This window comes from Hymenobacter sp. GOD-10R (assembly GCF_035609205.1).
Classification (GTDB): domain Bacteria; phylum Bacteroidota; class Bacteroidia; order Cytophagales; family Hymenobacteraceae; genus Hymenobacter.
Window position 1 is genome coordinate 1,815,687 of record NZ_CP141184.1, and the last position, 26,377, is coordinate 1,842,063.

At 57.3% G+C, this 26,377-nt stretch carries 18 protein-coding genes; all 18 read left to right on the forward strand.

From position 1 onward, the window contains the following. Positions 1 to 362 precede the first annotated feature (362 nt). The 18 genes from SD425_RS07450 (at position 363) to SD425_RS07535 (ending at position 26,152) form a co-directional block, all read left to right on the forward strand. Positions 363 to 950, forward strand: coding sequence for a DUF4255 domain-containing protein (locus tag SD425_RS07450; protein ID WP_324677001.1), 588 nt, complete (start codon positions 363 to 365; stop codon positions 948 to 950). 11 nt (positions 951 to 961) lie between these two features. After that, positions 962 to 1,732, forward strand: coding sequence for a hypothetical protein (locus SD425_RS07455; protein ID WP_324677003.1), 771 nt, complete (start codon positions 962 to 964; stop codon positions 1,730 to 1,732). A 24-nt stretch (positions 1,733 to 1,756) separates the two neighbouring features. Next, complete coding sequence (locus SD425_RS07460; protein WP_324677005.1) at positions 1,757 to 3,547, forward strand: phage tail sheath family protein; 1,791 nt, start codon at positions 1,757 to 1,759, stop codon at positions 3,545 to 3,547. 228 nt (positions 3,548 to 3,775) lie between these two features. Then, a complete protein-coding gene (locus tag SD425_RS07465) occupies positions 3,776 to 4,210 on the forward strand; it encodes a phage tail protein (protein ID WP_188815841.1) in 435 nt (144 codons plus the stop codon). 3 nt (positions 4,211 to 4,213) lie between these two features. After that, complete coding sequence (locus SD425_RS07470; RefSeq protein ID WP_324677009.1) at positions 4,214 to 4,663, forward strand: phage tail protein; 450 nt, start codon at positions 4,214 to 4,216, stop codon at positions 4,661 to 4,663. 3 nt (positions 4,664 to 4,666) lie between these two features. After that, the gene (locus SD425_RS07475; RefSeq protein WP_324677011.1) at positions 4,667 to 4,831 is read left to right on the forward strand and encodes a DUF5908 family protein; all 165 of its coding nucleotides are present in this window, start codon (positions 4,667 to 4,669) and stop codon (positions 4,829 to 4,831) included. A gap of 116 nt (positions 4,832 to 4,947) precedes the next feature. Further along, on the forward strand, positions 4,948 to 5,646 hold the full coding sequence (locus tag SD425_RS07480; protein WP_324677013.1) for a LysM peptidoglycan-binding domain-containing protein: 699 nt from the start codon (positions 4,948 to 4,950) through the stop codon (positions 5,644 to 5,646). Positions 5,647 to 5,754: 108 nt separating this feature from the next. After that, positions 5,755 to 7,530 (forward strand): type VI secretion system tip protein VgrG, encoded by a 1,776-nt coding sequence (gene vgrG, locus SD425_RS07485; RefSeq protein ID WP_324677015.1) that lies wholly within the window; start codon positions 5,755 to 5,757, stop codon positions 7,528 to 7,530. Between the two features lie 20 nt (positions 7,531 to 7,550). Continuing rightward, complete coding sequence (locus SD425_RS07490) at positions 7,551 to 7,847, forward strand: PAAR domain-containing protein (RefSeq protein WP_324677017.1); 297 nt, start codon at positions 7,551 to 7,553, stop codon at positions 7,845 to 7,847. A 1-nt stretch (position 7,848) separates the two neighbouring features. Then, positions 7,849 to 8,310, forward strand: coding sequence for a GPW/gp25 family protein (locus SD425_RS07495; protein ID WP_324677020.1), 462 nt, complete (start codon positions 7,849 to 7,851; stop codon positions 8,308 to 8,310). A gap of 20 nt (positions 8,311 to 8,330) precedes the next feature. After that, complete coding sequence (locus SD425_RS07500; RefSeq protein ID WP_324677022.1) at positions 8,331 to 11,450, forward strand: baseplate J/gp47 family protein; 3,120 nt, start codon at positions 8,331 to 8,333, stop codon at positions 11,448 to 11,450. Next, entirely contained in the window at positions 11,447 to 14,134 is a 2,688-nt protein-coding gene (locus SD425_RS07505) for a hypothetical protein (RefSeq protein WP_324677023.1), read from the forward strand. The genes SD425_RS07500 and SD425_RS07505 overlap by 4 nt, the downstream gene beginning before the upstream one ends. A 321-nt stretch (positions 14,135 to 14,455) precedes the next feature. Then, complete coding sequence (locus tag SD425_RS07510) at positions 14,456 to 17,485, forward strand: hypothetical protein (RefSeq protein WP_324677025.1); 3,030 nt, start codon at positions 14,456 to 14,458, stop codon at positions 17,483 to 17,485. Between the two features lie 17 nt (positions 17,486 to 17,502). Beyond that, positions 17,503 to 18,867 carry a contractile injection system tape measure protein gene (locus tag SD425_RS07515; RefSeq protein WP_324677027.1) on the forward strand — a complete coding sequence of 455 codons (1,365 nt, stop codon included), beginning with the start codon at positions 17,503 to 17,505 and terminating at the stop codon, positions 18,865 to 18,867. 21 nt (positions 18,868 to 18,888) lie between these two features. Further along, positions 18,889 to 22,668, forward strand: a complete 3,780-nt coding sequence (locus tag SD425_RS07520; RefSeq protein ID WP_324677029.1) for a hypothetical protein — start codon at positions 18,889 to 18,891, stop codon at positions 22,666 to 22,668. Positions 22,669 to 22,681: 13 nt separating this feature from the next. Beyond that, complete coding sequence (locus SD425_RS07525) at positions 22,682 to 23,998, forward strand: ATP-binding protein (RefSeq protein ID WP_324677031.1); 1,317 nt, start codon at positions 22,682 to 22,684, stop codon at positions 23,996 to 23,998. 156 nt (positions 23,999 to 24,154) lie between these two features. After that, complete coding sequence (locus SD425_RS07530) at positions 24,155 to 24,643, forward strand: ankyrin repeat domain-containing protein (RefSeq protein ID WP_324677033.1); 489 nt, start codon at positions 24,155 to 24,157, stop codon at positions 24,641 to 24,643. Positions 24,644 to 24,841: 198 nt separating this feature from the next. Then, positions 24,842 to 26,152, forward strand: coding sequence for a family 1 glycosylhydrolase (locus tag SD425_RS07535; protein WP_324677035.1), 1,311 nt, complete (start codon positions 24,842 to 24,844; stop codon positions 26,150 to 26,152). The last annotated feature ends 225 nt before the right edge of the window (positions 26,153 to 26,377 follow it).

Sequence of the window (26,377 nt, forward strand, 5' to 3'; positions counted from 1 at the left end):
GTAGGGGCTTGTTAGCTTCTAGCGCTGTAGAGACACATACTTGTGTCTCGTCGTTGCTGATGTTGTTTACCTAGGTTGTTCTAGGGTGAATGTTCTGACTTCATTCGTTCAACGACGAGACACAAGTATGTGTCTCTACAGCGCTAATGTAAAGGATATCACATGATTATGTGATTGTGCGCGGGGTGGTAGAAGCTGTACTTTAGGAATAATTTCTAGGCAGATACTTAGATAGAATACAAGCTAGGCTATTTGACAAATTCCGTCGCTCGAATGTGTGCCTCTTGCGAAAGGCTTCATCTATATAAGTCGGCAAAGTGAATCCAAGGGCCTATTAGCTAGATAATTCAACTACTAAACCGATGATCTACGAGGCATTAGCGATGATTTGCGCCGAGCTAAGAGCCTACATCAAGGCGTTCGATGCGACGGCGAATGTGGACCTAGGTAGCATCTGCGCGCCGGGCGCCGCTACTGATGCGTTGTTGCTGAGCCTGGTGAATGTGGAGGAAGAAAGCGCGCTGAAGAACAGCAGCCCCTATGTGCGCAACGCAGCCGGTAGCTTTGATTTGGTGAATCCGCCGGTGTTCCTGAACCTCTTCGTGCTGATTGGCACCAGTTTCACCGACAACGGCACCTACGCTACGGCGCTAAAGCGGCTGGCCTGGGCGGTTCAGTGCTTTCAGCGCAAAAAGGAATTGAGCGTAGCTAACACGCCCACCGACAGCCTGCCCGACGAAGCCTTGCGGCTGCGGCTGTCGCTGGACTTGTACTCGCTTTCGTTTGAAAAAATCAACCAACTGTGGGGCACGCTCGGCGGCAAGCAGGTGCCGTTTGTGGTGTACAAGGTGCGGGTGGTGGAAGAGCAGGCCGAAAGCCAATTTGGCACCGGCGCGGCCATTACCACGATCGAGGGGCGAACTGAGATTATCAACCCCACCTTAAACTGACGGTCATGGCCATGCAACGCTTTGTTACGGGCTACGAAACGCTGTGCAGGGTACAGGTGCTGCACCGCTACTTCCTGAACTTCGGCGCCACGCCGTTCGACCTAGCTAGCCCCACGCCCGCCCAGCAGAAAACCCTAGCGTTGGTGCGGGGCGACTACGACATCAGCAAGTTCTGGCGCATCGTGCCCGATGCGGCGACCCAGCTAGCGATGCGCAACGGCTGGATGGTATTCAAGAACCTGCCCGACGGCTTTCGGGTGGGCGTAATGACCGCCGCTCACCAGCCCGTCGTGCCCTTGGCCGACGATCTTACCTTGGTGTTTGCCATTTACCAGGCCGACACTTACTTCCCCTTATACACCGACCTCGACCGCACGGTGCTAGACGGTCTTGCGAAGCAAAACCGCGTTTTTCGTTGGCACAATGTACCAGGTAGCCTCCGCCTGAATGCCGACGAAACCATTCGCCCCGCCGACTTGGAAACGCAACCAGCGACAACCGACCTAGGTAGCGGCCGACCGATTGGCTTCATCGAGATTCAGCACCGGCCAGCCGACGGCAATAGCCTGCTCGATGAAACCGGACAAGTGCAAGACCTAGCCTTTGAGGTAATTCTGCGCAACCGCTCTACGCAGTGGGAATACCGGGCCACTAACCTAGGCCAGTTTCCACTGGTGCACTACGGGCGCATCGGCGTAGCTTCCGACTCCACGCCGTTGCCGAATCCGACCCCTGCCACCACCACCGACCGGGGAACTCAGTTTGTCTCCATTATTTATTGACGCCTTCTAATCCCTTTCAAGCGTATGGCCAGCACTCTAAACCTAGCTTCCGTCAGGACGCCCGGCGTCTATATTGATGAGGTGTCGTTGTTTCCGCCCTCGGTGGCGCAGGTCGAAACCGCCATTCCGGTGTTTATCGGCCCCACACAGGACCACGTGAAAGACGGCCAGAGCATCCGCAACGTGCCCACGCGCATCAAGTCGATGGTGGAGTACCGGCGCTATTTCGGCGGCGGCCCCGACCGGCAGGTGACGGTGCGGCTCGATGCGCTCAACAGCGTCAGCTCGGTCAATTTTGCCACGAGCTTCTATCTGCACGATAGCCTGATGATGTTCTTCGGCAACGGCGGGGAGAAGTGCTACATCGTGTCGCTGGGCAAGTACACCGACGTGCTGACCCAAACCGACTACACCAACGCCCTCGACACGCTCAAGAAGTTTGATGAGCCTACGCTTATTGTGCTGCCCGATGCTCTAAACCTGACGGCAGCTGGTGCCGTGGCTACGGTGCAGCAAGCCGCTATTGATCATTGCCGGTACATGCAGGATCGGTTTGCGGTGCTCGATGTAAAGGTGGCCGACCCCACCAAAATAGACCGGGACGACACGGATATTGACAACTTCCGCAACGGCGTTTCCAGTCACCTCAACTACGCCGCCGCTTATTATCCGTACCTGCGCACCACCTTGCCGCTGACCATCAGCTTCGCCAATCTGACGATCAAAACCGGACCGGACCCTGGCACAACCAAAACGCTCGATGAGCTGTTGGACCCCGGCCCGGCCAAGGACCTAGCTACTGCAGCTAAGAACATCGTAACCGACCTAGGTGCCGTGACAGGTTTGTTGCCGGATATAACCGATTACCAAGCCGCCGCGAGCAAAGACGATAAGAAAACCTACTTGCTAGGTTTGCTGACGGCCTTCACCGGCGCAGCCGCTTTTACCGACCCGACAAACCAAACCGATTTCAACAACTACATCAAAGAAAGCGCGCCAGCAACTTCCGATGGCTTAAAGCTGACCGCTCTGCGCGACGCCACCAACGCCCTGCAAACCAGCGGCGGCAGCGAATCGCCGCAGCCGCTTTTTGACAAGACCTTCGAGCAGATCAGCACCTACATCAGCGGCTTCCTGACCAAAGTGCAGGCTAGGTTGCAGGCCAAGGAAGTCGAGATGAAATCAACGATTCCGCTGTACTCGGCCATGACGGCTGCGGCTGAAGCCATGGGCATTGTGCTGCCGCCGAGTGGCGCGGTAGTCGGTGCCTACGCCCGCACCGACAACGACCGGGGCGTGTGGAAAGCGCCTGCCAACGTAGGCCTCAACTACGTGCTAGGTCCTACCGCGATGCTCACCGACAGCGAGCAGGAAGACCTCAACGTCGACACCAACGCGGGCAAGTCGATCAACGCCATTCGTGCTTTCACTGGCAAAGGCACGCTGATCTGGGGTGCCCGCACCCTAGCCGGCTCCGACAACGAATGGCGCTACGTGTCGGTGCGCCGCTTCTTCATTATGGTAGAAGAATCGGTGAAAAAAGCCTCCGCGCAGTTCGTGTTTGAGCCCAACGATGCCAACACTTGGGTGAAGATACGGGCCATGATCGAGAACTTCCTGACACTGCAATGGCGAGCCGGTGCGCTGGCCGGCATGAAGGCCGAACATGCGTTTTTCGTCCGCGTTGGCCTAGGTCAAACCATGACCGCCCAAGACATTCTCAACGGCTTCATGATCGTGGAAATTGGCATGGCCGTAGTGCGCCCCGCTGAGTTTATCATCCTGCGCTTCTCGCATAAGATGCAGGAGTCATAAGCTAGAGCGAGACTAAAAGGAAAGCTAGGTCTAGCAGCTAGTTCTCCTCCTTTTTTCAAGGAGGGGTGCCCGCAGGGCGGGGTGGTCCTTCTCGTTGAACGATCTAGCTCTAGCCTAACCACCCCGGCCTTTGGCCACCCCTCCTTGAAAATAGGAGGGGAGCTTTCTAGACCTAGCTCTAGCCTCCCAGCTCCTGATCATAAATCACCCTTATTCCCCCTGTGCAAAATGGCAAGCTATCCATTACCGAAATTCCACTTTCAGGTGGAGTGGGGCGGCTCCAAGGTCAGCTTCACGGAAGTGACCGGGCTGAACGTCGAAACGGACGTGATTGAGTACCGCGACGGGGCCTCGCCGGAGTTCCATAAGATCAAGATGCCGGGCTTGCAGAAGTTTCCGAACGTGACGCTCAAGCGCGGTACCTTCCGCAGCGACAACGAATTCTTCAAGTGGTGGAACACCGTAGCGCTCAACACTATCGAGCGCCGCGATCTGACCATCAGCCTGCTCAACGAGCGCCACGAGCCGGTAGTGGTTTGGAAAATCAAGCAGGCATGGCCGTCCAAAGTCATGTCGGGCGACCTGAAGGCTGATGCCAACGAGGTGCTGATTGAAAGCATTGAGCTGGTTCACGAAGGCCTCAGCATCCAGAACGGCGACTAACCCATGACTGGCCTGATCTACCCCCCAACTGGCTTTCACTTCTTGGTTGGTTTCGAGCTGTTTCCGCAGACGTTGCAAGACGCACGCTTTCAGGAGGTAAGCGGCCTGAATGTAGAAATGCAAATGGAAAGCGTGCGAGAAGGCGGCGAAAACCGCTTCGAGCACCAGCTGCCAGTGCGCTCCAAGTACGCCGATCTGGTCCTAAAACGCGGCCTGCTAATCGGCTCGGGCGTGTACCAGTGGGCCAAAAACGCCTTCGAGGATTTCACCTTCCAGCCCGTGAACCTGATTGTATCGCTGCTAAATGAGCAGCACGCGCCCTTGCTCTCGTGGCACGTGGTGCATGCCTTGCCAAAGAAGTGGGACGTTTCATCCTTCAACGCCGAGCAAAACACCATTGCCATCGAAACACTGACACTTACCTACCGCTACTACAACACCATCAGAATCTAATACATGCCTATTGTAATCAAAGAGTTAGTTATCACGGCCGTCGTTGATGGTAACGCGGATCAGCACGCCACATCAGCCGCCACAGCTTCTCCCGAAGCGCAGCAACAGATCATTCAAGTCTGCGTGGAGCAGGTGCTAGCGATTCTGGAAGAGAAGAAGGAGCGGTAGAAAGTAGCGCGAAGCTCCCGCTTCGCGCATCGTTGAACGACTAAAGCTAGGTGTCGCTCCAACGATTTCGTTCAACGCCGCGCGAAGCTGGAGCTTCGCGCTACAACAAACTTTTTATGCTCGGCGAACTGAAGAAAATGACCCTGACGGGCTACCAGAACGACCGGTTCGACCAGCCGACAGGAGACGTGTACACGGCCGTGGTCAACCCGGAAACCTACACGCTCAACTACGAGATTCAGAGCAACCAGGAGCAGGCCAGCGGCACGAGCGCCAACCAGCCGGCCTTCAACCGCATTGCGCCGCGCAAGTTAGAGTTCGAGTTCCTGTTCGATTCGACCGGCGCCTTGCAGCAAACGGGGCTAGCCCTGCCGCTCAGCGTGGGCACGAACCAGGGCGTGTGGGACCAGGTCGAGCAGTTCAAGAAGACGGTGTTCTACTACAACGGCAGCACGCACCAGCCGCCGTTCGTGATTCTGGAGTGGGGCAAGCTGCGCTTCAAGTGCAAGCTGGAAAAGGTGAGCGTCACCTACAAACTGTTCAAGCCCGACGGCACGCCCATCCGGGCTGTGGCCAAAGCTAGCTTCATCGAGACAACCAACGACGATCTGCGCGTAGCCCAGGAAAACGCCCGCTCCCCCGACCTGACCCACGTGCGCACCGTGCAAGCCGGCGACAACCTGCCGCTGCTGTGCCACCGCATTTACGGCGACGCCACGCTGTATGGCGAGGTAGCTAGGGTCAATCACCTCATCAACTTTCGCACGCTTACGGTGGGGCAACAGCTCTTTTTTCCACCCATTGAAAAGGCTTGAGTAACGCTTCGTTGCACAGTGTAGAGACACATACTTGTGTCTCCCCGTTGAACGACAGCACCAGAACGAACCAGTATAAACAACATCACCAACGATTGAGACACAAGTATGTGTCTCTACACGCAGATGCCCGAAAATCCGCGCACACCCGACACGCCCGCTCCGCGCGACCTGCCCACCTTCACCGTGAAGGTAGAGGGCCAGGCCTTGGCGCGAGCTTACCAGGTGTTGGCGGTACGCGTGCAGAAAGAAGCCAATCGCATCCCAACAGCGCACATCGTGCTGAAAGATGGTAGCGCAGCCGCGGGCACGTTTCCGGCCAGCAACGCGGACTTGTTTGTGCCCGGCCGTAAAGTGGAAGTGTGGGCGGGTTACCACGAAAAAGAGCAGCTGATCTTCAAAGGCTTGATTATCAAACACGCCATTGAAGCGCGCACCACCGGCACCACGCGCCTGAACGTGACCTGCAAGGATGCTTTCGTGAAAACCACCTTAGCCCCCAAGCGCCGCTACTTCCTGGATAAGAAAGATAGCGAAGTGGCTGAGCAGATTGTGGAGGCGTATAGCGGCCTCACCCTAGATGCCACAGCCACCACCTCGAAGCACGAAGAGCTGCTACAATACGACGCCACCGACTGGGATTTCATGGTGATGCGGGCCGAGGCCAACGGTATGCTCTGCCTGGTAGATGATGGCAAGTTGACCATCACCAAACCCAAGCTAGATCAAGCCCCCATAACTAAGCTGCAATTCGGCGCAACGGTGCTGGACTTCGACGCCGAAATCGACGCCCGCGACCAGCTTAGCAGCCTCACCACAACGACTTGGGACTACAGCGAGTCGAAAATGGCCAAAGCCGAAGCCGCCGAACCTAACTTCAAGCAGCAAGGCAACCTCTCGGCCGACAACCTAGCCGAAGCGCTTGGCACCAAGCTGACGCTACAACATGGTGGCTACTTGCCAACTGGGGAGCTGCAAGCCTGGGCCGATGCGACGCTACTCAAGCGCCGACTCGCGAAGATTCGGGGACGGATACGGTTCTACGGCAACGCCGATGTGAAGCCGGGAACCATCATCAATCTAGCTGGCATGGGCGAACGGTTCAACGGTGATGCTTACGTGACGGGTGTAAACCACCGGCTGGAAAGCGGCAGCTGGACCACTGATGCGCAGTTTGGGTTGAATCCGCAGCCGTTTGCAGCGGAGGTGAACGTGAGTACGCTGCCGGCTGGTGGCTTGCTGCCGTCTGTGTCTGGGCTCCAGATCGGAACAGTGACGGCCCTAGAAGGCGACGCGGCAGGGGAGGAGCGCATTGCGGTGCGGCTGCCCATACTCGATGCGGCCGGCACCGGCAGCCGGGCCCGCGTGCTGAGCGTGGATGCTGGCAACCAGCGCGGCTTCTACTTCCGCCCTGAAGTTGGCGATGAAGTAGTGGTTGGCTTTCTCAACAACGACCCGCGGGAAGCCGTGGTGCTCGGCGGCTTGCACAGCAGCCACAACCCTATCCCCGCGCCCTTCAAAACCGCCGATGCGAATCCGAAGAAAGGCTATGTGTCGCGCAGCAAGCTGCAAGTGGTATTCGACGACGAGAAAAAGAGCCTCACACTGGAAACGCCCGCCGGCAATATATTCAAGCTAGATGATGATGCGCAGAGCATCACGCTGCAAGATCAGCACGGCAACAAGATCGTGATGAGTGACGCCGGCATCAGCTTGGAGAGCATCAAGGACGTGATTATCAAAGCGGCTGTGGATGTGAAAGTCAACGGCGTAAACGTGACGCACACGGCCCAAACGCAATTCAAAGCCAGCGGCTCCGGCACCGCCGAAGTGAGCAGCAGCGGCAACACAACGATTAAAGGTGCTATGGTTCAGATTAACTAACCTATTCAAAACCAATTACAATGGGACAGCTAGCCGCCCGCGCCAGTGATATGCATGTTTGTCCGATGGTAAATCCGGGTGGCGCGCCCCATGTGGGTGGCCCGGTGCTGCCGCCGGGTGCTCCCAATGTGCTGATTGGCGGTATGCCCGCGGCTCGCGTCGGTGACCTAGCTACTTGCTCTGGTCCGCCGGATAGCATCATCAAAGGCTCAGCAACGGTGATGATCGGGGGCGCGCCCGCGGCCCGCCTTGGCGATACGACGGCGCACGGCGGAAGTATTGTAATCGGTTGTCCTACTGTGCTAATCGGCGGATGACATGGCAAATCTCGAAGCAAATTTCCTAGGTCGCGGCTGGAGCTTTCCGCCCACCTTCAACCCCAATCTGCACCCGAAAGGCGTGGAGATGACCACGGGACTGGAAGATATTGAGCGCAGCTTGCAAATCCTGCTGACCACGCGGCTGAATGAGCGCATCCTAGTCCACGACTTCGGCTGCGACCTACAAGATGCCGTGTTTCAACCGCTAGATACGACCCTGGAAACGCGCCTGAAAGACCTCGTGAGCACGGCCATTTTGTACTACGAGGCGCGCATTGATCTGCTGAATGTGACGGCCACGGAACCTCCTCAACAACCTGGCTTGCTGCTGATTGAAGTCGAGTTTAAAGTGCGCGCTACAAACGCACGCCACAACTTCGTCTACCCATTTTACAAGCAAGAAGGCACCGAACTCGCCCTCTCCAACGCTGGCCCCACGGCGACCCCTGTAGTCCGCTAACCTGACTCGTTTTCCGCCCCATGTCAACCAACTGCCCCGATACGAATCCGTTGCAACGGGAAGGCCTAAGCCAGCCACAGCGCCGCCTTGCGGCCTTGCAGCCGGCCTATGTCAGCCTCGACGAACGCTCGCCGGAGGACCTGTTGCAGTTTGCGAAGGCATATGCGGAGAAAGCTAGGGTGCGGTTTTTTGACCTAACCGGTACGCCCGACAACGGCGAAGCATGGCGGGTGCTGATGAACTACGAAAACTACGTGCAGCCCGCCGAGCTGGACAGCCGTAGCGACATCGAGCCGCATTTCGCACTGTTCCTCACCTTCTTACAGCTGTTTGGCTACGCTCAGCAGCACCTCAACTCGCTCACCAAGCGCCACCTCGATTTCTACTACAAAGAGGTACTGCAACTCACTAATCAGGCGTCCGTGCCCGACCGCGTGCACGTGGTGTTCGAGCTAGCCAAGAATGTCGCGGAACAGATCGTGCCGGCCCAAACCGAACTCGACGCTGGCCGCGACCTAAAGAAGCAGCCGCTACTCTATGAAACCACCGAAAACCGGACGGTAAACCAGGCCAAGATTGCCCACCTGCGCACCCTCTACGTGCACAGCGACCAAACCATCTACTACGCGCCCGCCGCCAACACACAAGATGGTATTGCCAAGCCCCTCGACAAAGACGACCCTACCTGGAATGCTTTCGGGCCGAAACATAAGCCGCTCGTCAGCTGCGAACCGCCCACGCCCGAGACCATCAATCTGCCGGAAGCGCAGCTAGGTTTTGCCTTGGCTTCGTCGATTTTGTTGCTGGCGGAAGGCGAGCGGAAGATTACGATAAAGCTAGCTTTAGCCCAAACAGCTAGTGTGCCAGCAGGCATTAAGTTGCGAGTGCAGCTCAGCGGAGCCAAAGCTTGGATTGAAGCGGGTGAAGCAGAACTAACTAAATCGGGCAACGACCTCACGTTCAGCGTCACGCTGCCCATCACCGAAAAGCAGGCCGTGGTAGCGTACAACGCGGCCGTGCTCGATGGCGGCTACATCACCACGGCGCCGGTGCTACGCTGCTACCTCGGTCGTTCCGCTGATTATTCCGTGCTGCGAAACTTAACGCTGCAATCGGCGAAGATCGACGTGAGCGTGACGGGGCTGAAAAAGACCCTGCTGCTCGAAAACGACCTAGGTAGTCTCAACCCCGAAAAACCGTTCATGCCCTTTGGGCCGACGCCGGTAGTCGGCTCGACGCTGTACGTGGGTAGCCCGGAGGCTTCAGCTAAGCCCTTGACTTCCGTGACCGTACACCTGCCGGAGTGGGTTGGCAAACCTGGCTCCTGGAGTTCGTACTACAATGCGTACGGCAGCAGCTACAAAGACATATCTAAGTTCACAGCCACCGCTACGCTGCAAAACAGCAGTCTGGCCGGTAGCCACACGGCGGCGCTGTTCAGCGCGTTTTCCAGCCTGAGCGTGCCGGATACCACGACCACAAGCAGCGCGGGTTCGTCGGTGCTGACGAGCTATTCGGGGTTCAGCCTCTACAAAGACTACGTGTTTTCGGGCGGCGTTTTTCAGGCCGTGTCGCCGCAGTTTTATCTCGCCAATAGTCTTACGCTGAGCGAAACTTCCGTTAGTGATAGTCTGCTGAAAATCGAGCTCAATCACAGCTTTGGGCATAGGTCGTACCCAAAGAAGCTCACGAATGCCATTGTCGCTGATCCGAAGGTCGAGATTCCCAATCCGCCTTACACGCCGGTGGCGAAGGAGCTGACGCTCGATTACCTAGCTTCTACCGGTGCCGTGTCGCTCACCTCCACGAGTGCCGAAGACTTTACCAGTCGTGACCTTCAGCTATTTCATAGCACGCCATTCGGGCAAGCGGAGGAACACGCTTTTCTGAAGCAGAACCTAGCTTTTCTGGATAATACGTCGAAGAACAGCGCCTTCCTGCTTCCGCAGCTAGCTTTAGGTGGTACGTTCCTAATAGGTTTACAGAATATTGGCACTTTGGAAAGCGTCGCCGTGCTATTCCAGGTTGCCGAAGGCAGCGCCAACCCCGAGCGCGCCGTAGCAACGGTAGCTTGGAGCGTGCTGAGCCAGAATCAGTGGCGCCGCCTCACGGAAGAGGAAGTACTGAGCGACGCTACGAACCACCTGCTGACCTCGGGCATCATTCAGTTTTATCTTCCTCCCGAAACCCGCACCGACAACACGCTGCTCGAAGCCGGCCTAGTCTGGCTCAAAGCCGAGTTGCTGACCACCGTCGGCAGCCCCGCGCCCATCGATAGCGCGAGCAACTTGGTGGCTTTGCACCCGCAAGCTAGCCTCGCCGTCTTCCACGACCACGGCAACGACCCGAGCCACTATGATGCGGCGCTGCCCGCCGACACCATCAGCAAAACGCGGCAGAGCCTAGCTGGGCTGAAGGCGGTGCACCAGCCGTATGCCTCGTTCGGTGGGCGACCTGCCGAGCCTGATGCGGCCTTTTACACCCGCGTGAGCGAGCGGCTGCGGCACAAGCAGCGCACCGTCACGATTTGGGACTACGAGCATTTGATTTTGCAGTCATTTCCTGGGGTGTACAAGGTGAAATGCCTGAACCACAGTCGGCTGGACGCTAGCTTCAAGCTGCATGAGCTAGCTCCGGGCTACGTGACGGTGGTGGTCGTGCCGGATTTGCGCAACGCGCATGCTATCAACCCGCTGGAGCCGAAAGTGGACCTGAATACACTGGCGGCTATCCAGGATTTCTTGCAGCGCCACGCGGGTAAGCTCGTTGGCATTCAGGTAGTGAACCCAGCTTACGAGCGGGTGAAGCTGCATTTCAAGGTGCAGTTTCTACGCGGCTACGCTTTCGCGACTTACCGCAAGAAGCTCCAACAAGACCTGCTAGCCTATCTCTCGCCCTGGGCCTTCGACACCAGCGCCGAGATTCCCTTTGGCGGCACGCTGACCAAGAGCGCGGTTATCAACTACATCGAGCGGCTGCGCTACGTCGATTTCGTCACTGACCTGACCATGCAGCACTTCACCACCAACCCCACGGTGCGCGATGATAATGAGGTAATTACTGCCTCCGACGCTCGGGCTGTGCTCGTGTCCTGTAGCCAACACGATATTCAACTCTTCACCGAGCCCTGCACCTCATGAGCGAGAGCATCACCATATCGACCGCGCCGCCGGAGTGGAAAGCCTCGGATTGGGAAGCGCTGCGCGAGGCAGGGCTAGCCTACATTGAGCAGTACGCCCACACGCTCTGGACCGACTACAACCGCCACGACCCCGGTATCACCACGCTGGAGCTGCTGTGCTACGCCATTACTGACCTGAGCCAGCGCACGGCGCTGGATATAAAGGACTTGCTCACGTCCTCGTACGGCAGCGCGGCCCAGATGCAGGCTAGCTTCCCGACCGTAGCGCAGGTGCTGCCGACGTGCCCCGTGTCGGAGCTGGACTACCGCAAGCTGTTTATCGACCTAGAGGGTGTGCGCAATGCCTGGCTGGCGAAAGCCGCGCCTGCTCAAACCATCTACGTCAACGCCAAAGAAGCTGACCCGCACAAGCGCCTGAGCCGCACGCCGGTGCCGGGCAGTTCGCTCTCCTTCGATCTGAATGGATTGTATGACCTGAAAATCGACTTAGATCCGTATTTTATTGCAGAAGAAGTAGAAGCCGGCCATGCCGCCGATGAGGCTGCGGCCCGCAAGGCAGTGCTGGAAAAAGTCCGGGGAACCTACGTGGCGCACCGCGACTTGTGCGAAGATTACGCGTTGATTGCGGAAGTGCCGGTGCAGAAAATCATGTTCTGCGCTGATGTCGATCTAGCCCCAGATGCTAATGTGAGCGAGGTCTACGCCCAGATTTTGCTAGTCGTGAATCAGTACCTAGCTCCGCCCATAAAGCGCTATTCGCTGGCTGAGATGCAAGCCAAAACCGACGCCGACGGCAACCCGCTCACGATAGACCAGATCTTCGAAGGGCCGCTGCTGGAAACTGGGTTCATCCTGGATAGTGAGCTGGAAGCCAGCGAGCTGCGCCGCGTAGTGTATACCTCCGACCTCATCAACCTGATTATGGGGATAGAAGGGGTGGAAGGGCTAAGAAAGGTGCAGCTAAACGAGTTGATTGAAGAAGCTGGCAAGCCGTGCACGGATTGGAAAACCAAGGACTCCACGGGGCACCGGTGGTGCCTGCCGATCCGCGAAGGGTATCAGCCGCAGCTTTGCGCCGAGCGAGTAGCCCTAGCTTTCTACAAAGACATTATCCCAGTCGGGAGCCTTGCCGATAAGAAGAAAGCCTTGCTGCGCCTCGCGGAGCTGGAAAAAGCTGCTTACCAAGCCAATCAGAAGCAGGTGAACGACTTGCCAGTGCCCACCGGCGCCGTGTACGCGCTGAACGAGTATCGCTCGGTGGCCAATGACTTTCCGCAGAACTACGGCATCGGTCCTTACGGGCTGCCCGACTCAGCCTCTGGGGAGCGCCACAGTCAGGCCAAGCAGCTGAAGGGATACCTGCTGTTTTTCGACCAACTCCTAACCAACTACCTAGCTCAGCTAGCTAACCTGAAGAACTTCTTTGGAACGGATGCTAGCGCGCTGCAAACCTATTTTGGCCAAGTAGTTAGTGCCCGCGACATGGTGGGCGTGGACGAGCTATACGTGAACTACGCCGACTTGCCAGATACCCTCGACGATGTGCTGGCGGAGCAAGAAGGCTACCGTGAAAACCCTGAGCGCAAGAACCGCTTTCTGGACCATCTGCTGGCTAGGTTCGCGGAGAACTTCAACGAGTACGCGCTGCTCATGCACAGCTTATATGGCGAGCGAAGCGACCAGGAAATAGCCCACGACAAAGCCGCGCTGCTCCAGGACTACCCCAACTTCTGCAACGCCCGCGCTTACAACTATTGCGAGCCCGCCTGGGAAACCGACAATGTAGCGGGAACTACGCGCCGCATTGCACGGCTGGCGGGTATGCGCAACTTTCAGGCGCACGGCGCGGCGGCTCTCATCGTGCTAGAAGCAGTACCCGATACCAACGACACAACCCAGTTCCGCTTCCAGTTGCACGCACCAGCTGCGGGTATGCCGAGCAAGGTGTATTTGATTTCAGAACAGCTATTTGCGACGAAAGCATTAGCTGAGAAGGTGATGCGCAAAGTCTTCAATCCCGTGCCGCGCCGAGAGCAGTTCTTAGTGGAAGGCGGTTCGGTGTGGCCCAACAACTACCTGCTGCGCGATCTAGAGGGTAATATCATAGCACAGTGCCCACGCGTGTTCGTGGATGCCGAGGAAGCCTGGGACGATATAGATGAAGCCTTGGATGCGCTGGTGTACGGCGGTGAGGCCTTGTTCTTGGTCGAGCACCTGCTGCTGCGCCCCGACCCGCTGAACCCGGCCGAAGGCTGGATGTCGGTGTGTGCGGAGCCGGACGGCACCTTCTGCGAGCCGCTAGACCCCTACAGCTTCCGTGTGAGCGTGGTGCTGCCGGGCTACACCACCCGCTTCCGCAACGTGGACTACCGGCGCTACCTCGAAAAGATAATCAGGCTGGAACTGCCGGCGCACGTGCTGGCCCGCATCTGTTGGGTGAGTCGGGAACACTTGGCCGAGTTTGAGCAGAAACTACAGCAGTGGCTCACGCAGAAGGCTGCGGCCTGCGGCACGAAGGATAATACTGCCTATGCTCTAGCTCTCAAAGAGCTGATTCTAATTCTCGAAAAGCTGCACACCATCTATCCGCCCGGCGTGCTGCACAACTGCGATAATGCCGACGAGGAAAACCCCATCGTGCTAGGTCGCAGCACCCTAGGGTCGGTTGAAAAAGAGAAATGAACCATAAAATAAGAACGTCATGCTGAGCTTGCCGAAGCATCTCGCCCGCTTCGTTGCGGACGCCAGAACGATGTAGAGACGCAATAGTTGGAGTATCCTCGTTGCACGATCTAGGTCAGAACGACTGATTTAGAACAACCTAGGTAAACAACATCAGCAACGCCGAGACGCAAAGTGTTGCGTCTTTACGCTAAGCAATGAAGCGGGCGAGATGCTTCAGCAAGCTCAGCATGACAGACGATTATAGCACGATAGCCGACCTGGTTGCCTGGGTCCAAAACCTGGCTAGCCTCCGCATTCCACATTCAGCATTTCACCGCCATGTCGAATCCTTATCTATCCACTCTGCCCGCGCCCTTCGACCCGAGCAACTATGGGCTGACCGTGTTTCAGCCTGACATGGTACTGACTGCCGATCAGTTGAACAAGCTCTTCGGCTTCTTGCTAGGCCAGGAGCAGCAAACCCGCACGCGGCTGATTGGCGTGGGCGTGGTGTGCGGCTTGCATGTGGGGCTAGGGCAGGGGCGAGCGGGTGGCGTGACGGTGTCGGTGGGCTGCGGCGTGACGACTGAAGGTGACCTGCTTAGCATCGAAGCTAGCACAACCTACACGCGCTTTGCACCTTATGATCTGAGCGCACACCCGGTGTACGCGCCCTTTCAGGTGATTGGTGGGCTGCAATTGTGGGAAATCTTTCCGGAGCCCAAAGCTAGCCCCACGCGCCCCGAACAGGACACGAACACATTGACGCAGCTCGACCTAGCCGACAAAGTTGTGCTGCTCTACCTGGAAAGCGCCGTGAAAGCGGCCGACGAATGCACCGGCGTGGCCTGCGACAACAAAGGCGACGCTTACAACAACCGCCTTCACGTGCTGCTGGTACGCCAAACCGACGCCGATGCACTCATTGCTGCCGAGCACCGCGAGCTAGCTGCTGCCTATACGCGCCTGCCGGTGCTGGCCATGCCCCGCGTGCGCTTAGATGATCGGGGCTACGCGCCGTCGTTGCAGCGCTTCCAGAATTTCCTGAGTCGGGCCGCTACTACGTTTGGCAATGAACTGAAGCATGCGTATAGTTTAATCAAAGACGTGGGCGGTATCACCTCGCCAGCGGTGTGGATTAAACTGTTGCTCAGCAAAGTAAACACTGTCAGCAGAGATGCGCGCAGCCAATACGTGTACGACTGGCTCAAGGATCTGCACGATGCGTACGAGGAGTTTCGGCAGGCTACTCGGCACTGGCTGGTGTTGTGCATGCCGCCCGAAACGGCCTTCCCGAAGCACTTGCTGCTAGGGGAGCTGGTGCTAGCTCCCGGCTTGTGCAAGCCGCAGTACCGGCATGCGTTTCGGCCCTCGCCCGCCGTGACGGAAGAGAAGGAAGCACGCGAACGAGCTGTGGCTTTCTACCAACGTATCGGCAAGCTGATTGAGAACTTTGAAGTGCCGGCCACGCGCACCACAACCCAAGCTTCGTTGAGCTTCGTTGCTGCGTCGCGGACTAACGTCTTCGCGCTACCAGCCATCGGCATCACACCGGACCACTACCGGGTCGCACCGATTGATAAGCGGGCCCTGCCGTTCTACTACAAGCCCGAAACTCGTCCGTTCTGGAGCTATGCGCTAGCTCGGGTGTGCCGTTCGGCGTGGGTGGCTTCGTATCATCCGCCGCTGGCGGGGGCACCGCCGGAGGTGGTGCAGTCGTTCCGTTTTGGCATCGAAACGGTTCCTTTTTATCGGATTGAAGGCTTCCTCGGGGCGGGCTTGGTACCGACGCTGACCAAGCTGCTGGCCCTCCGTCAAGAATACAACCTAGCTTTCGACGTACTCGCCCTGCGCGCCGACGCCAACCAGCGCCTCGTAACCTTCGGCGAAGCCTTTGACTTCGGCGACCTGCAAGCCGACTTTGATGACTTGCTGGCGCAGATTCATTGCCTAGAGAAGGAGTTGAAAACAGCCGCGCCCATCGCGCCGCTGAACGTGGTGCTGCAACTGCCAGAAGATGCCTTTGCCAAAACGCTGATTCCTTACCAGCGCGTTCTGCAAACAATGAGCAGAGAACAGCCGCCTGCGCAGTGCATCCTAGATAAGCTGCCGCTACTACAACGCCTCAACGCTGCCTATCACCGGCGCCGCACCACGTTTGAAGATGCGCTGACGTTTGGTCCCTTCCTGCGCGCCAATCCGGGCCTGGAACACGGGGCTGGCGTGCCGCGGGGTGGCACGTTCGTGCTGGTGTACATGGATAACGTAGCAAATGTGCGAGGCGGCTCGCCAGCAGTAGTAGCCGATTTCTCCCTGCCTTATATGCGGCCGGCGCGCGGCAACGGCGTGCAGTTTGTGCTGCCCCAACCACCGCCCGGCATCGCGCTACCCAAAACGACGTTCTGCCTAAACGAAGAACCTAGCCTGATTGAAATAACGCCCCTCGGCGGCTCTTTTGTGGATGCCCTAGTGACGCAAAAAGGCGGAAGTTTCTTCTTCAATCCCACGGTTGTGGGACGTCATACGCTCACGTACCGGGCGCCGGATAGCCAAACGGTTTCGATAGAGGTGGAAGTGCTGCCGCTACCCACCCCTAGGTTTCGCTTTAGCGTGCCCGCCCGGGCTAAAGTCGGCACCATCGCCTTTGCCAACCTAAGCTCCGATGCCACGGAAGTAACTTGGGATTTTGGCGACGGCTCGCCCACGGAAACTATTACGCTCAGCAGCACCGTGAACGGCAACACCCAGCACCTCTACCAACTCAAAGAAGATGGGTCGGGCGAGTTCCGGGTGACCTTGGCGGCCTCCAACGGCGGCTGCAACGCTAGCGCCGAGCCGCAGACGGTGACGTTCAAGCCGTTGCCTACCATCAAGCTGGAAATAAAGTCGCCTATTGTATGCTTTGGCACGGACAACCAAGTACTAGCGCAGCCGGAGGGTGGCGAATTTTCGTCGAAGACGCTGCAAGTCAACGCGCAAGGGCAGTTCACGGCGACGCAGGAAGGCAAAAACACGATTACCTACAAGTTGGAAGGCGCTACCGCTAGTACCGATGTGTTTGTATTGCCGGGCAACTTCACCATCGAAAACACGCGGCTCAACCCCGATCAGCGCACCATACACTTTGAAGCAAATATCCTGACGCCACCCGATAGCATTGCTTACGAATGGGTATTCAACAACAAGCCAGTCACGCCCACGGAAGTTGTTAAGATCGACAAAACGCGCAGCCGCTTCCTATTCGATGCCGACATCGCGCCCGTGTTTAGCACCAACATTCCGGTTGGTAGTGGCTTGCTGGTGCTGACCATGAAGCAAGGCGCAGAGCGGTTCTGTGGGCCCATTCGCGGACAGGTTCAGGTAGGGTAAATTGACTCATGACAGGTATGCCTTCGACTAGTCCGCACATAATCAATCGCTTGGTTCTGCGTCTGCACCTTGCAGATACTACGGATAGTCGTGAGGTGCAGCAGCGGGCCGAGCAGGAGCTGCAAAGCCGCCGCTTGTTCTCGTCCCTAGACGAGGTGCTGTCTGAGCTAGGTTCGCCGGACGAGTGGATAACCTTGGAACGAGTAGTGGTAGCCCTGGGTCCCTTGCAAAGCGCGTTGTTGGAGCGCCAGCTGACCGAGCGCCTACCTGACATGTTGCGGCCCGCAATGGCCGATGCGGTAGCAACAGCGCGCAGCCAAGGCGCCGTTCGTACCAAGGATGCGCTTGATTTTGAGTCGTTTGTTTACTTCCTAAGAAATGGGGTACTACCCGCTTACAGCTATGTGTTACCCGTACTGCGGCAATGGGAACCGCAACTGGTAGCGTTGGTTGGGAACCTCAGCAGTGACCAGCAAGCTAGCCTCCGACAAGCACTGACCAGCGCAAATGCCCGCCAGCGTCTGATGACTCAGTTCTCAGTGTTGCTATGGCTGGCCGTTGGAACGGCACTAGAACCCGCTGTCGCAACTCAGCTGCGGCAGTTAGCTGAGCTGTTGCTACAAATGCGGCATCTGCCATACGATGAGGCCGCGGTGCCTTTGGATAGCCTCATGTGGGAGAAGATAATGCAGCGGCTCAGCTATGCATTGCCTACCAACTGGCCTTTGGTAATCAAGCAGATAACAGCCGTGAATAAAGCGGCAGAATCGCGGCAGTTGGAAACCGCACGGAATCTGTTGGCGGAGCTACTGAGTGGCGAAAATCTGTTGGCGTCCGTCACACACCGCGATGCGGAAGAGGAGCTAGCCAGCGACGTTCATTTTGTGGAAAATGCCGGGGTCGTGCTGCTGCATCCTTTCTTGGCGGTTTGCTTCGAAGCATGTGGTTGGCTGACTGATGGAACATTTCGCAACGAGACAGTGCAAATGCAGGCCGTGCGGTTGATTCATTTTCTGGCTACCGGCAACAGCCAAGCAGCTGAGTACGAACTGTTAGTGCCCAAGCTACTGTGCGGCATGCCGGCGCATCAGCCGCAAAATGCCCGTGTGCGCCTCCCCAGGCAGGCCCGCGTAGAAGGGTTGGCGCTGTTGAATGCTGCGATTGAACACTGGCAGGCACTAAAAAACACTTCGCCGGCGGGCTTGCGTGAAGGCTTTCTGCAGCGTGATGGCAAACTGGAGCGTTCCGCCGATGGCCGTTGGACCCTAACCGTCGAGCAGAAAGCCCAGGATCTGTTGCTCGATCAGCTGCCCTACGGCTGGGGCCTAGGGGTGGTGCAACTGCCTTGGATGCCACAGCGGCTAATGATAAACTGGGGGTAAGCACCAGATGCTCGCAGCGCCATGAAAACCCACGCGAAAAAATCGGCTACCACTACCACCACGTCGGCGCCGACGCTGGCAGGGCGGCCATTTTTCCAGAAAGCAGACCGCCGCAATTTTTTCGAGCAAGCCAGGCAAGCTGCCTTAGCGCCAGGGAAAAGCGAAATAGTAGGGCGAGAACCGGGGCTACCGCAAAGCCTAGCTACTACGTCTGCGCTGCCTATTGTGCTGAATATAAGCACTGGCAAGAGGATGCCAGAAGCTTTTCGGCGCATCCTAGAAGTGAGGCAGCTACCTGACGGAAGTATCATGGTCAGCCGCCGAGACCATAAGTTGTTGCCGGTCAAAAAGCAGGTTGCTGCTGAGCCGTTCGTAGCGCCGCAGCCCAGAACGGATACCAATTCAGCAACTGTTCAACCTGCCGCGAGGGGCGCCGAGAGTAGTGCCAAGCCCAACGATAAACCTGCTCCCGGCCCTTCAGCGGCACCCATAAAAACGACCGAGCTAGCTACTGCGGAGGGTACCCCAGCGGCCATTCCAACGGCGCCTAAAAGTCCGCACGAAGACCCAGATTTTCAGAAAGTAATTGCCCAAACGCGGCAGGCCAAGCAGACCCAGAAGGCGCATCAGGAACCAGAGGCCAAGAACCTCGCGGTTGCCAAATCAGCGCACCTGCCGGAAGCCGATCAGAAAGCATACAACGACCGCAAACAGCACCTGCAGCTTATCGGCAAGACCGCTGATAACACGAAAAATGCGCAGCAGAAATTTACGGCTGCGCAATTCAAAATGGCTTTGCAAACCGAGCTAGATAGGCTGGGAGAGAAGCTGCCGCACAGCGAGGCTGATACCAAGCGCTTCAAGCGGGAGAAGCCCCTGGAAGGCATTAAAAACAATGTGAAGCGGCAGGTGGAATCTGAAAATCAGAAAGTAGCCAGCCCTATCGCCACCGAAGCTAAGCGCGCGGAACCACCTGCCAGCGGCATTGCGCCTATTAAGCCGGCGTCTTTGGCCGCCGAACCAACGGGTGCCCAACCTAGGTCTATCAGTCCGGTGGCGGCGGCGCCCAAGCCCATGACCGACCCAGAAATCTCACTAGAAAAAGACCGTCGCTCGCTGGACGAGCTGATGGAGCAAAACCACAACACCGAGGAGCAATTTGCGGACTCGAAGGAGCCCAAATTCCAACAGGCCCTAAAAACCAAGAAAGATGCGCAGGCCCAAGCTGATGCCGCTCCGCAGGTGTACCGCGCGAAGGAGCAAGCGATTATTAAAGGAGCTCAGCAAACGGCCCGGCAGAGCGCCGGTGCTGGCTTCGGGCTCATGCACTCTTTGCGAAACACGGCATTCGGCAACGTTTTTACGAAGCAAACTAACCACGACAAAAGCGACAAAGACGAGCAGAAACGCATAAAAGGCGAGCTTGAAACTATCTACAACGGCACCAAAAAGAAGGTAGACGAAATTTTCACGGCGCTGGGTACATACGTAGAAGAGACGTTTGAGAAAGAATCGACGGAGGCCAAAACGGCGTTCGAGAAGCGCGTGGAAGATCAGCTAGACGACATCCACGGTTTAGGCGTGCGGGATTTTTTCTTTGGCGAGGATACTGAGGCCATTGAAACGGTTTTTGCCGCTGAGAAGCAGAAGTTTATTGATGCCATGGATAGCACGCTCGGCAAGATTTCGGAGCGAGTAGCCAATGATTTAAATGAGGCTGTAGCGTGCATCCACCTCGGGCAGAGCAATGCAGAAACGTTTTATAATGGCCTAGATACCAAGCAGCAGGAGCTGGTGAGCGAGGCTATGACCACTTATCGGCTGCAGTTTGCAAACCTAGAGTCTAGCGTCGATGAAAAGCAAAAGGAGTTAGCGAGCAGCTTGGCCGACTCTTACCAGAAGAACGTGGGTGCGTTGCGCCAGACCTTCGATAAGATCAACGAAGAAGCGCGCAAAACCTGGATTGAGCGGGCCGCCGACTTTATCAAGGAAGTAGCCCTCACCATTTACCGGCTGGGCGAATTGCTCGTGACGGTGCTCGTGCGCGTCGCCCACGTCATTGGCGACATCCTGGCGCACCCGATCCGGTTTTTAGAAAACCTGGCGGCAGGTATCAAACAGGGCTTTGCCACCTTCGCCGGGGATTTTGACAGCTATCTGATCGAGGGTTTCTTCAGCTGGCTGAAGGGGAAAGTAGGTGGGGCCGGCATTAAGCTGCCCGCCAAGCTCGACACGGCCGGCCTGTTTGGTTTAGCCCTGCAAGTCATTGGACTGACGTATGATAACTTCCGCGACATTGCCATCAGCAAGCTAGGGGCGCCCGTAGTGGCTGCTATCGAGAAGGGCGTGGAAGGTGCGCAGGAGGTCTACAAGCTCATTCAGCTGGCGCGGGAAGACGTGGGTGCTTTCTGGGTACACATCAAAGAGGTGCTGGCAAATACCGTAGATGAGATCTTCGAAAAGATCAAGCAAACGGTGCTTTACGAAACGATTAAGAAGGTGCTGGCTTACATCGTGACGCTGTTTAACCCGGCCGGGGCCTTCATCAAAGCCGCGCAGGCCATCTACGCCGGCATTCAGTTTTTGATGAACAACATCGAGCGCATTGTCGCGCTGGTGAATGCCTTCCTGGACGGGGTAGAAATGGCAGTGCAGGGCAACGTAAGTGGCATTGCGGCCAAAGTCATCTTCGGGCTGAAAAACGCCATTGTGCTGGGCATCGATTTTCTGGCGAAACTGCTCGGGCTAGGTAACTTGTCGGAGAAAGTACACGCCATTATCAAGCAGCTCCGGACGCCTGTCGATCGGGCTCTAGGGTTCGTGGTGGATAAGTTGCTGAAGCCGGTAGTGCGCTTCATTCAGGGCGGCAACACGCCCGGCGAGCGAGTCAGCAACGCGTTGGCCGCGGCCGTGCCCATCGTCAACCGCTTCGCGGGCCGGCCCGTCGCTCGCGCCGTGCTCATGCCCTTGCTAGCGGCCATTAAAGGCCGCTACCAGTTGAGCTTACTGGAAGTGGTGCCCACGGAGCTAGGGGTATGGGCCGTGAAAGCCGCCGCTAGTCCGCCCCAGCAGCAGAATACGCAAGCGCAGGTGGAAGATGCCGCTGCTCCAGCCGCCGCAACGGTTTCTACCACGCTGCTCCGAACTGGGCAGTGGGTTAGAAACCTAGCAACTCAAAAAGTTGAGAAGATCATTACCACGAACGACGACCCAACTCACTTCCGGCGCGGACAGGCGAGGCCAGCACTGGCAAGTTTTGCCACTCGCACGGAGGCCGGTAGTGTTAGCAACTACAGCATGACGGAGGAAAAAGTGAAGTGGGAGCTGAGCACCTTCAGTCACAATTCCAACTTCGTGACCGATGGCGGTATAAACGCGGCGTTTATCTTGAAGCCTAACCATCAAGGTAGCGTAGCTATTCGCGCCACCTTCTACCGCGACCCCTCAACCCGACCTAGCCTTGCAGGCCGACTGACGGCTCTGCAAAAAGGAGCGCCAACCGGCATGTTTTTCAGCGAAGCCACGGCGGCCGAGGAAGCCGTTTTTGGCTACGCAACGCACGCCAATGGCAAAGCGCTTATTCCCCTCACCAACTATTCCGAAGATCATATTAAACCCGTTGCTCAACACTGGAATAGCAGCGGCAATGCTACCACGCAAGCCGCGCGCGAAACCTGGAACGGGATGGCCAGCAACTTTGCGCTGATTTCCAGTCGGCTTAACTCAAGCCGGGGTAGTGGCGGAGTCAACTACACACCAGCGGTGCTGCTTAGCTTCCGTGGCCCCGGCGACCCTCCGTAACAAACCCCAGCGCATGACCAACCTAATTCGCCTGCTTTCCTACTTGCGCGATGTTACCGCTTGGCGCCTGCGTGCCCCGGCGGGCGTTACGACGGTGCCCCCGCCGGGGCCACCAACTTTCAGCCTAGAGGAAGACACGGCCTTTACTGGTTTTATAGCTCAAACGCAGCCTAATCAGCTCGAACTTTTGTACCTAGGGTTGGCCTTGGTACCTCACTTACAACCGGGCTTCTTCGATGAGCTTATCAGGGAGCAGTTGCCCGACGGCGGTGAGTGGCCCGAGCTAGGTGGTGTGCGCGGTACCAATCACCGGGGCCTGCTACCTACCGGCGAAACCGCGCTGTTTTTGCTGGCCGGCACCGACCTGGAAAAGCGTCTGGAGTTTCTGGACCTGTTTAATCCTGACCATTTCTTTGCCCGTCAAAAAATACTGACGCTCGAGGAGGTGAAGCCCGGCGAGCCGCGCCTGAGTGGCCGGCTGATGCTGGCTCCTGAATACGTGGAGCTATTCACCCTCAACCGCATTTCCAGGCTCACGCTTGGTGCTAGCTTTCCGGCGCAACACCTCACCACGGAGCTAGAATGGACAGACTTAGTGCTGCCGCCCGGCACCCTAGCGCAAATCCGCGACCTGGAAAACTGGGTGCAGCACAACGAGACGCTACGAGGCGAGTGGGGCATGAAGGCCCGGCTGAAACCCGGCTACCGGGCCTTGTTCTACGGTCCGCCCGGTACGGGCAAGACCATGACGGCCAGCCTGCTCGGTAAGTACACCAGCCGTGAGGTATTCCGCATTGATCTTTCGCTAGTGGTGTCCAAATACATCGGCGAGACGGAAAAGAACCTAGCTAGCTTGTTCGATAAAGCGCAGTCGAGAAACTGGATTCTCTTCTTTGATGAGGCCGATGCCCTGTTTGGCAAGCGCACCGAAACCCGTGATGCCCACGACCGCTACGCCAATCAGGAAGTATCCTTTCTACTCCAGAAAATTGAAGAATTTGATGGCCTTGTGATTCTCGCCTCCAACCTGAAGAGCAACCTAGACCCTGCCTTCACCCGGCGCTTTCAGGCCATGATTCACTTCCCGCTGCCGAGCGTAGCCGAACGCTTGCAGCTATGGCAGAATACCTTACCGCCCCATGTGCCACTCGCCGCAGATGTAATGCTGGAGACCTTGGCGGCGCGCTACGAGCTGTCGGGCGCAGCCATCCTGAATATTGTGCAGTTTGCCGCGTTGCGGGCACTAGCGCGGGAGCAGCAGTTGCTTACGCTGGAGGACGTAATGGACGGCATCCGGCTGGAGTACCAGAAGGAGGGCAAGCTGCTGTAGGCTGAAGCTTCCGCTTCGCGCATCGTTGAACCCGGTTAGGTACCTAGGTCATCGGAATGGCAGGCGTGCTATTAGGTGAGCTAGGAAGAAAGCCATTCGATTTTGTTCTTGTTGCGTAGTTTATCAGTACTCGAAACCAGAACCCCTAAATCCACAATGTCTTTTTACTCTGCCCGACCTGAAGACCTGTTTTTTGATGCCGCCCGCAAGGGAGATGTGGCCTACCTCCAAGAGTTGCTCGGCGCCGGCGTGGACGTGAACGTGCAGGATGGCCGTGGCTTTACTGCCCTCATCCTAGCTAGCTACGACGGCCACCTAGAAGCCACCAAGCACTTGTTGGAAGCCGGTGCTGACCCGAATATCCAAGACGTGACCGGTAACGTGGCGCTCATGGGCGTGTCCTTCAAAGGGTACCCAGAAATTGCCAACCTGCTAATTCAACACGGCGCCGACCTGGACGCACGGAACGGCAACGAAGGCACGGCGCTCATGTTTGCCACGCTGTTTGGCCGCAATAATTTGGTGAAAATATTGGTGGAGGCTGGCGCCGATCAAACCCTGCGCGACCGCCGCGGCTTATCAGCCTACGACCTAGCTATTCAGCAGGGCAACGAAGAAGCTTTGCAGTATCTCCACGCTGGATAGTAAGCCCTGTCATGTAATGCCCTGCTTTGCGCGGCAATGTACTGCTACCAAAGCGCAACGTCGGGTCCACTGACTAGCGCGGCTTCACGGTAAGCTAATCTTGTTAGTCCCTTCTTCTCCGCCCAAAGAGAACACCCAAAAGGTCGTTGCCGGACAAACCCCGCAACGACCTTTTTCCTTCCCCCTTAAACCACCCTTATGGTACCCCACTTCCTCTTTGCTACCGGCATCGAAAACAGTTACCCAACCATCCAAGGCGGCAAAGTTCGGATGGATGAGATGGAAAAATGCGGCCACTACAAACACTGGAAAAAGGACTTCGACCTGGTGCAGGAGCTAGGTATCTGCTTTTTGCGCTACGGCCCGCCCATCCATACCACTTGGCTCGGACCCGATCGGTATGATTGGTCTTTCGCCGACGAAACCTTCCAGGATCTGCGGCAGCGCGACATTGTGCCCATCGTCGACCTGTGCCACTTTGGGGTACCCGACTGGCTGGGGAACTTCCAGAACCCTGACTTTCCGGCGCAGTTTGCCCGCTACGCTCGCGCGTTTGCCCAGCGGTTTCCGTGGGTGCAACTGTACACGCCGGTAAACGAAATGTACATCTGCGCGGAATTTTCGGCGCTGTATGGCTGGTGGAATGAGCAGCTAAAATCGGATCAGGCCTTCGTGACGGCGCTTAAGTACATCGTGAAAGCCAACGTGCTAGCCATGCAGGTCATTGCCGAGGTGCGCCCCGATGCGTTGTTCGTGCAGAGCGAATCGTCGGAGTACTTCCACGCCGAAAACCCCGCCGCCATTAAGCCCGCCGAGCTGATGAACGCCAAACGGTTTCTGTCGCTGGACCTAAACTACGGCCGCCGCGTCGACTCCGAGATGTACGAGTACCTGCTGGACAACGGCATGACCCGCGACGAGTACCACTTCTTCTTGGAAAACAAGATGAAGCACCAGTGCATCATGGGCAACGACTACTACAAAACCAACGAGCACCGCGTGCTAGCCGATGGCAGCACCCGCGCCTCGGGCGAAATATTTGGTTACTACGCCATTACCCGCCAGTACCACGACCGCTACCACCTGCCCGTGATGCACACCGAAACCAACCTGTGGCAAGGACCCTGCGGCGACGAGGCCGTGAACTGGCTGTGGAAGGAGTGGGCCAACGTGCTGCGCGTGCGCAACGACGGTGTGCCAATTGTGGGCTTCACCTGGTATTCCCTCACCGACCAAGTTGATTGGGACTCGGCGCTGCGCGAGAACAACGGCAACGTAAACCCCCTAGGTCTCTACGACCTCGACCGCAACATCCGCCCCGTGGGCGAGGCTTATAAGCAGCTGATTCAGGATTGGCGCGAGGTGCTACCGGCCCAAAGCGTGTGTCTGCAAGTGCCCATCGTAGTGCCCAGCGAAACCGACCAGCCCTGGGCCAAAAAGCAGCGCGAGCGTGCCAAGCGGGTCCGGACAAACCGAAAATCAGTGGAGGCCAACCAAACCACGGTGTAGGAAAGGGTGGCGGCGCCTGTTACCTAGGGTAGTTTCGGCGCTATGTAGCGTGAAGCTCCCGCTTCGCGCCTCGTTGAACGACTGACATCTAGGTCGTAGCATCGGTTTCGTGCAACGATGCGCGAAGCAGGAGCTTCGCGCTACACAGCGGCGGTAGTCTTCAGCGGTACTATTTCAGAACTAAGCTCGACAAGAGAACGTAACACGCGCGGCGCGTCCTTATAC